Raw genomic sequence first — 7,408 nt, forward strand, 5'->3', positions numbered from 1 at the left:
GGAATTTTTGCCGAGGGCGCGAAGCCAAAACGCCGCTGTACCGGGCGTACTGCAAGTTTTGGCGACAAAGCCCTCGGCGAAAAGGCCAAGCGAGGCGGCGCGAGGCATTGCACCCCGGGCTGCTAGGCCCGAACCACCGCGCCGCGCCCGGTACGATGGCGACTCGGTGACCTTCGAGCAGCTCTGCGGCGATCGACTCGGAGCTGCGACCGGTCCGTCGCTCGGTGCCGCCGATCGAGGGGAAGAGCACATAACAGGCGTCGGGCGGCCGCACCTCCACGCCCGGGACCGCGCGGAGTCGCTCCACGGCGAAATCGCGCTGGGCCTGCAAATGGTCTGAGAAGGCCGCGGCCCAGTCCCACCCGTGTTCCCAAGCGGCGATCGCCGCCACCTGCGAGAGGGTCGCCGCACCGTTGGCGGTCGAGCGCGCGCCCGAGGCCTCGAGCAGGCCCTCGACCGCGGCCTCGGTTCCGGCGTGGAGCAACCCGATGCGACAGCCGGCCAGACCAAAGGTTTTGGACAATCCGGTGACCGTCACCGTGCGCGCGGCGGTGCGCGCGTCGAGGCTAGCGATCGAGACGTGGCGAGCGTCGCCGAACACGATGTCACTCCAGATCTCGTCGGACAGGATCCACAGATCGTGCTCGTCCGCGAGGCGTGCGAGGGCCTCGAGCTCGGCCGCGGACCAGACCTTGCCGATGGGGTTGAGCGGGTTGCACAGCCCGATCATGCGGGTCCGCGGGGTGATCCGCGCCGCGAGCTCGTCGAAGTCGACCGCGCCCGTGGCCGGGTCGCAGGACCACCGCACAGCCTCGCCGCCGGCCGCCTCGACGGAGCGCTTGAACAGGAAGTCGACGGGGTCGGAGATGATCGCCTGGTCGCCGGGCTCGAGCATGAAGCGCGCCGCGATCTCCAGGCCCGCGGCCGCCGAGTTGGTCGCCAGGATTTGGTCCGCGCTCGCGTGCGCGATGGCCTTGCGCGTGCGCAGCATCGTCGCCGCGGCCGCGCGGAATTCGGGCAGACCTTCGGCCGGACCGTAGGAGAAGTAGCCCCCGTCGATCCAGCGCTTGATCGCCTCGCGGATCTCCACGGCGACCGGAAAGTCCGGGTCGGCCGCGGTCAGCGGGATCACGTCGGGCGGGAGCGTGGCCCAGCGCAGGTTGAACGCGCGCTGACGCAGCAGCTCGACGTTGACGGCGTCATCACAAAAGCGAGGGTCAGGCGAGCGCATCGCCGACGACTCTATTTCACGAGCGGCACCATCACACCTTGGGGCTGCTTGGCGAGCGGCAGCAAGAAGCGCTCGAGGATCTCGCGACCTTCAATCACGATGCGCTCGAACATGTCGCGGCGGATCAGCGCGAACGCAGCGGCGGCGGCCTCTCGCTCGGGGTCGGTGAACGCGTTGCTGAGCATCGGCGGCAGCAAGACCGCGTCCTCGAGCGCTCCGGTCGCGCCGTGGCTGGTGAAGCTGAGCACCGGGTGGGCCGCGTCGCCGACGAGCACGACGTTGTCGCGGGCGTAGTCGTAGTCCGGGTACAGGTCGCGGGTGAACCACAGGTGTGACTTCGAGAACTTGGTCATCGCCCACAGCGCGGGGATCGGCGCGGGCCAGCCGGCGACCTTCTCCCAGATCTTCCAGCGGATCATCCCGGGGCTGAGGTCGGCCCAGTCGTAGCGCGCCGCGTCGTGCTGCACGAACCACACGACCTGGCCGCCGCCGACGTGGACGATGCCGACGCCGAAGCCACCGTCGGGGTCGTAGTACTTGTAGAAGGTCGTGCCGATCAGCTCGGCGACGTGCGGGGCGTCGAAGATGCTCACGACCTCGCGGACGCGGACGTCGTCGAGCGAGACCTGCGGGTGGAGGAGCCGACGCGTCGTCGAGCGGATGCCGTCGGCGCCGATCACCATCGAGCACGGAAAGATCCGCCCGTCCTCGCACACGACCGCGCGCACGCGGCCGTCGCTCGTGCGCGCGAAGTCGGCGACGGTCGCGTGGTCGACGAGGGTCCCGGGCGGCAGCTGGCGGAGCATCGTCTCCATCAGGGTCCCGCGCGAGATCGCGTAGGCGTCGAGCCGCGTGTCGCTGAGCAGCTCGGAGTCGCAGGTCATGATCTTCGCGCGCAAGACCGGGGCGCCGACGCTGCCCCACAAGACCTTGGGGAACAGCTCACACAGGGCGTCGAGGCCCGTGCGCAGGACGATGAAGCCCATGCCCATCTGCCACGGGAGCCAGCCGCGGTCGAGGATCCGAACCTCGATGCCGCGGCGGATCAGACCCGCGGCCGTCGCAAGGCCGGCGATGCCGCCCCCAATGATCACGATGGGTGCCTTCGCTCGGGGCATGCCAGGCTTGGCTCCCTCGTGGCTGGGTCCGCCCGCGCGGGAGCGCCTTGAACATATACGAGCCGCGGCGTCGCGCGGCGGCTGTACAATTACGTAGACCCGTGCGGTCCGGCCGCAGCCGAACCGCACGGGTCGTTTCCCAAGCAGGTTGCGAAATCGCTTCAGTCGTCGGCTCAGTCGGCCTGGACCTCCCCACGCTCGCCACGCTCGCCACGCTCGCCACGCTTGCCACGCTCGCCACGCTTGCCACGCTTGCCAGCCTTGGCATGCTTGCCGCCGCGGCCCATCAGCGCCTGGACCCCGTCTTCGGCGATCTTGTCGGCGACGATCGCCCGCTGAGCCGGGGTCAGGATGTCGTGGATCTCGGCCACGACGGCGCCGAACTCCTTGCCGTGGTCGGCCTTGCGGGACTTGTGGTCGGCCTTGGTCGCGGCGATCGCCTCGCGCAGGGCGGTGGCGTCGAGGGTCTCGGCCCGCATCGCGTCGGCGACCGGCTTGAAGTCGGGCTTTTGGCGGTCGCCGCGGGCCTTGCGAGCGTCGCGAGCGTTGCGGCGGCCCTCGTGGACGCCCTCGAAGGTCGCGCTCAGCTGCGTGCGCTGGTCGTCGGTGCAGGTCACCGACTCGCAGAAGGCGTCGACCTGCCGGGCGAGGCGCTCGCTCGGGTCGCGCTCACCCTCGGGGCCCTTCTTGCTGCGCTCGCCCTTCTCGCCCTTCTCGCCCTTCTCGCCGTGGCGGCCCTTCTTGCCCTTCTTGCCCTTTTTGCCCTTCTTGCCGTCGCGGCCGGCGAAGAACATCGGGCCACCGGCCTCGATCTTGTCGGCGAGCGCGGTCCGCTGCGCGGGGGTCAAGATCCCGTGGAGCTCGGTCGCGAAGGCGACCATCTTGTCGCCACGGTCGGCGCCGGAGCGCTTGGGCTTGGCGCTCTCGAGCACCGCCGGGTCGAAGTTGTCGGCCCGGAACGCGGCGGCGATCGCCTGGTTGGCGTCGGCGCGGGCGGCCTTGCGGGCGTCGCGGTCGGCGGGAGCGCGCTCGGCCTGGCGGCTGGCGAACAGCGCGGTGACCTGGGCGGCTTGCTCGTCGCTGCACTCGAGCTCGCTGCACAGCTTCTCGGCCGCGAACTTCGCGTGATCGCCTTGCTTGCCGCGATGGCCCCGCTCGGCCCGGACACCCTCACGCGCGTTCGCGTCCACGTTGGCCTCGGAGGCGCGGTCTTCGACGACAGGATCTTCGCCCGCGTCACAGGCGACGGTGAAGAGCAACGAGGTGGCGAACAGGAGTGATGTGGCTTTGGTCATGGCAAGTAAAACCCTAGCTCCGAGACCGCGTGAAGTGCGTCAGCTGGCCGGCTCAGCTTCGTAAATTCAGTGCAAAGGCCCGGACTTTTTGTCACTCCGCTCACTGCTGGAGCAAGGATCGGTGGGTCGCGAGCGAAGCGCGGAGACTCCAAGCCTCGCAAGGAGAAAGTTTGCGGCCCAAAGTGATCGCCTCGTCAGCTCGCCCACGACGAGTGCTGAACAGCCCCAAAGTGCGCAAAACAACCGCTCGAGGCTGCGCAAGCGGGAGAATTCCTGCTAACCATGACGGGTGATTTCGCGCCGCTTCTCCTACCTGGTGTCGACCCTCATCGCGGCTGCCGTGCTGCTCCTCGCGTCCCCGGCCGAGGCCGGCAAGCAGGCGACGCTCGCCAACCCGCCCGCGTCGATGCGTCCGGGCCAGACCAGCTCGGTTCACGAGATCGGCGTGAGCCTCAACGGCAACTTCAACCCCGACGCGTTCATCCCGGCCTTCAACTGGCGCTTTCACTTGCCCAAGACCGGTCGCGTCGGGCAGCTCAGCGGGCTGTTCATGGGCTTCAATGCCGGCCCTGCCGTCAACTTCTACGGCGTCGGGCGTGGGAGCTACGGCGGCGGCGTCTACGGTCGCGGCGACCGCGACTTCTACCGCGAGGTCTGGGGCCGGGCCGGGTTCGAGTTGGGCTACGAGATCGACCCGTGGTCGAACCTCGCGCTGACCTTCGCACCGGTCATGCACAACGACTTCCACTTCTCGCCCTACTTCTTCCAGTTCGAGCAGACCTTTGGGCCTGCGGTCCGGCTCTACATCAACCAGCACTGGGTCTTCTACTTCGAGCCGGGCTTCGTCGGCTGGAACGTGTGGACCGACATCGACCGCAACCGGGCCGACAACGACAATTTTTACTACTCCGGCGTCGGGCTGTCGGTCCGCGGCGGGGTCGGCTTCGCCTACAAGTTCTGAGCTCGCGGCCCGACCCTCAGGGGGCCAGGGGCGGGGGTTGTCTCCTGGGCCGTCGATGTCGACTTGGCCGCGGCCCCGAGCAGGCCAGCGCGTCGCCGCAGCTGTCGAGGTGAATCTCGGCGCTGGGATCGACACGCGCGAACGCCGATCTCGACCGGAGGGCTCCCGCTGCGAGCCCAAGCGTCGTACAGTCCCGAGTCATGAGCCGGCCTTGGATGGATTTGTCTTCGCTTTGCTTCGTCGTCTTGCCCTGCCTCGCCCTCGTGGGTTGCGGAGATGACGCGGTCTCCGCGAGTGAGGAGAGCACGACGACCGAGACCGGAGCGGGCGACGGCGACGGCGACGGCGACCCCGGCGACGGCGACGGCGACCCCGGCGACGGCGACGGCGACCCCGGCGACGGCGACGGCGACCCCGGCGACGGTGACGGCGACCCCGGCGACGGCGACGGCGACCAACCCGCGACCCCGCTCCAGGCCGGCGTCGCAATGCGCTACCTCGAGTACCCGGTCGGGATCTCGCTGGCCGGCTTCGGCGGCCGCGTGGGCGGAACCAACACCGCGTGGAGCGGGCTGTTCTACGGGACCCGCGGGTTTTACGGCTACCCGACGATCAAGGCGATGGTCATGGAGTCCGAGGAGGGCGAGCAGGTCGTGCTCATGAAGACCCCGATGATGAGCGCCGAGTCCGGGGTCACCGACGCGACCGCGGCCAAGTACGAGGAGCTCTACGGCGAGGATCTGCGCGGGCGGATCTTGTGGGGCGCGACCCACTCGCACCACGCCCACGGTCGCTACTGGCGGCTGCCCGACATCTTCGGCGCGGTCGGGACCGACACCGCCGACGAGGAGGTCATCGATCTGCTCGCGACCGAGTTTGCGATGACGATCAAGGCCGCGATGGACGACCTCGGCGACGCGGAGTGGGGCTACACCGCGATCGAGGACTGGGACCCGATGGACAAGGTCTACGGCGATCGCCGCGGGGGCAACAACCCGATCTACGGCAAGGATCCGACCCTCACGGTGTTTGGTCTGCGCCGCCCCGACGGCACGCCGATGGCCGCGATGTTCAACTTCGGCATGCACGGGATCAGCGTCGCGTACGAGAACGAGCTCTTGACCGAGGACGCGCCCGGGGCCGTCGAGCTCGAGTTCGAGCAGTACTTCTTCGAGCAGACCGGGGAGCCGATCTTCGGGATGATCGCCCAGGCCGGGGGCGGCGACTCGTCGCCGCGGGGCGGGTTCTTGAACCATGGCCCGGCGACCCAGCGGACCGAGCTGATCGGCATGGTCGCGGCGCCCGTGATCTTCGACGCCTATCAGAACCTCGAGTGGGACGACGACCCCGAGATCGTCGTGCAGTCGCAGCGCGTGGATCTGACCTACGACAAATTTGGCTACGACGAGAACGGCGAGTTCTCGGGGACCGTGCTCAACGTGATCCCGATCGACTACACCTGGGGCGGGTGGCAGTGCACGGGGGTCGCCGAGGACGACGACCTCGAGACCTCGATGGAGGGCAAGGACAAGCAGTGCATCCCGGTCGACACCCTGCTGTTTGGCGACGTGCCCCACGGTGAGATCCACCAGACCTACCTGAGCGTGGCCAAGATCGGGCCGCTGTTCATGATGACGATACCGGGCGAGCCGGCCTACTCGATCATCAAGTACGCCCGGGATCAGTTTGCGACCCTGCGCTCGTCCGACCCGATCGACCTGATGGTCTGGGGCTACTCGCAAGATCACCTGCTCTACTTCACCGCGCCCGATGACTGGTACCAGGGCGGTTACGAGGCCGAGATGAGCCTGTGGGGGCCGTTCGGCGGGACCTTCATGGTCGACACCAACCTCGCGATGATCGAAGACATCCTCGCCGGGCAGGTCGGGCCCGCGCTGGTCGAGGAGACCCCGTCGCTGGCGGAGCCGGGCGGGTTCTCGGCCCGGGCCTACGAGCTCAGCCAAAACCACGGCGCGGTCGTGACCAACGTCGAGACCATGCAGCAGCGCCTGGACCTGGTCCGGTTCGGGTTTGGCGGCGGGGATCCGAGCGTCGGGGCGCCGAACGTGCGCGTGCAGGTCGACGACGGGCAGGGCAACTTCGTCGACGTGCCTCACCCCGCGGGCTGGGCCGGCCGGGCCTACGACAACAGCCGCAACGAGATGATCACCCACTACGAGCCGACCCCCGCGCCCAACGGCGAGGTCGCGGCCTCGCGCGCCCACGAGTGGTACGTGGACTGGGAGATCCCCGCGGACTGGCCGGCGGGCGAGTACCGGATGATCGCGAGCGGGCCCTACTGGGACGGGGCCAACATTCAGACCTACGAGGCGATCAGCACCGTGTTCATGGTCGAGCAGTCCGACGCGGCGGCGCTCGTGGCCAACCTCGCGGATCCGGCGACGCTGTACCTGACCCTGGTCCTGCCGACCGTCGACGAGGTCAAGGATGGGACCTGGCCGATCCGCGGCTGGCGGCTGCACGACGCCTGGCACACGCCCGACCAGGGCATTCACGTGCGCGCGCCGATCAGCCTCGAGTTCATCGTCGACGGGATGGCGACGGGCGAGGTCTGGGAGGCGAGCTACGATCCGGTCGAGGACGCGTACGTGTTCGACTTTGCCCAGACGGGGCTCGATCCCGACGCGAACCTCGAGGTCGACGCGTGGCTGAGCGCCGACCTCGAGCCGAGCATCGTCACGACGGCGATCACGGGGCCGTAGACGAGCCTCCGCGCTGCCCCCCTGCGCCTCTCCCTTCTTGCGGAGGGGGGCAGCGCGGAGGCTCGTCTACGGCCCCGTGA

Annotated in this window: 5 protein-coding genes; 2 read left to right on the forward strand and 3 right to left on the reverse strand. The window is 69.0% G+C overall.

Annotated elements, in window-relative coordinates; genetic code table 11:
• The 3 genes from ENSA5_RS31375 to ENSA5_RS39620 form a co-directional block, all read right to left on the reverse strand.
• Positions 1 to 1,231, reverse strand: a 1,231-nt coding sequence (locus ENSA5_RS31375) for a pyridoxal phosphate-dependent aminotransferase (RefSeq protein WP_106395405.1), incomplete at its 3' end; no start/stop codon positions are given.
• An 11-nt stretch (positions 1,232 to 1,242) separates the two neighbouring features.
• The gene (locus ENSA5_RS31380; RefSeq protein WP_106395406.1) at positions 1,243 to 2,349 is read right to left on the reverse strand and encodes an FAD-dependent oxidoreductase; all 1,107 of its coding nucleotides are present in this window, start codon (positions 2,347 to 2,349) and stop codon (positions 1,243 to 1,245) included.
• A 173-nt stretch (positions 2,350 to 2,522) separates the two neighbouring features.
• Positions 2,523 to 3,644, reverse strand: a complete 1,122-nt coding sequence (locus ENSA5_RS39620) for a Spy/CpxP family protein refolding chaperone (RefSeq protein WP_106395407.1) — start codon at positions 3,642 to 3,644, stop codon at positions 2,523 to 2,525.
• A 289-nt stretch (positions 3,645 to 3,933) separates the two neighbouring features.
• On the opposite strand from ENSA5_RS39620, the gene ENSA5_RS31390 reads away from it, so the two are divergent.
• Entirely contained in the window at positions 3,934 to 4,605 is a 672-nt protein-coding gene (locus ENSA5_RS31390; protein WP_258183080.1) for a hypothetical protein, read from the forward strand.
• Between the two features lie 200 nt (positions 4,606 to 4,805).
• A complete protein-coding gene (locus ENSA5_RS31395; RefSeq protein ID WP_146156317.1) occupies positions 4,806 to 7,328 on the forward strand; it encodes a hypothetical protein in 2,523 nt (840 codons plus the stop codon).
• Positions 7,329 to 7,408: the final 80 nt, after the last annotated feature.

Origin of the sequence: Enhygromyxa salina (assembly GCF_002994615.1) — a bacterium.
Lineage (GTDB): Bacteria > Myxococcota_A > Polyangia > Nannocystales > Nannocystaceae > Plesiocystis > Plesiocystis salina_A.

Excerpts from the sequence above, each read along its gene's own strand:
- ENSA5_RS31380 (WP_106395406.1), bottom strand. The coding sequence starts at position 2,349 with ATGCCCCGAGCGAAGGCACCCATCGTGATCATTGGGGGCGGCATCGCC.
- ENSA5_RS39620 (WP_106395407.1), bottom strand. The coding sequence starts at position 3,644 with ATGACCAAAGCCACATCACTCCTGTTCGCCACCTCGTTGCTCTTCACC.
- ENSA5_RS31395 (WP_146156317.1), top strand. The coding sequence starts at position 4,806 with ATGAGCCGGCCTTGGATGGATTTGTCTTCGCTTTGCTTCGTCGTCTTG.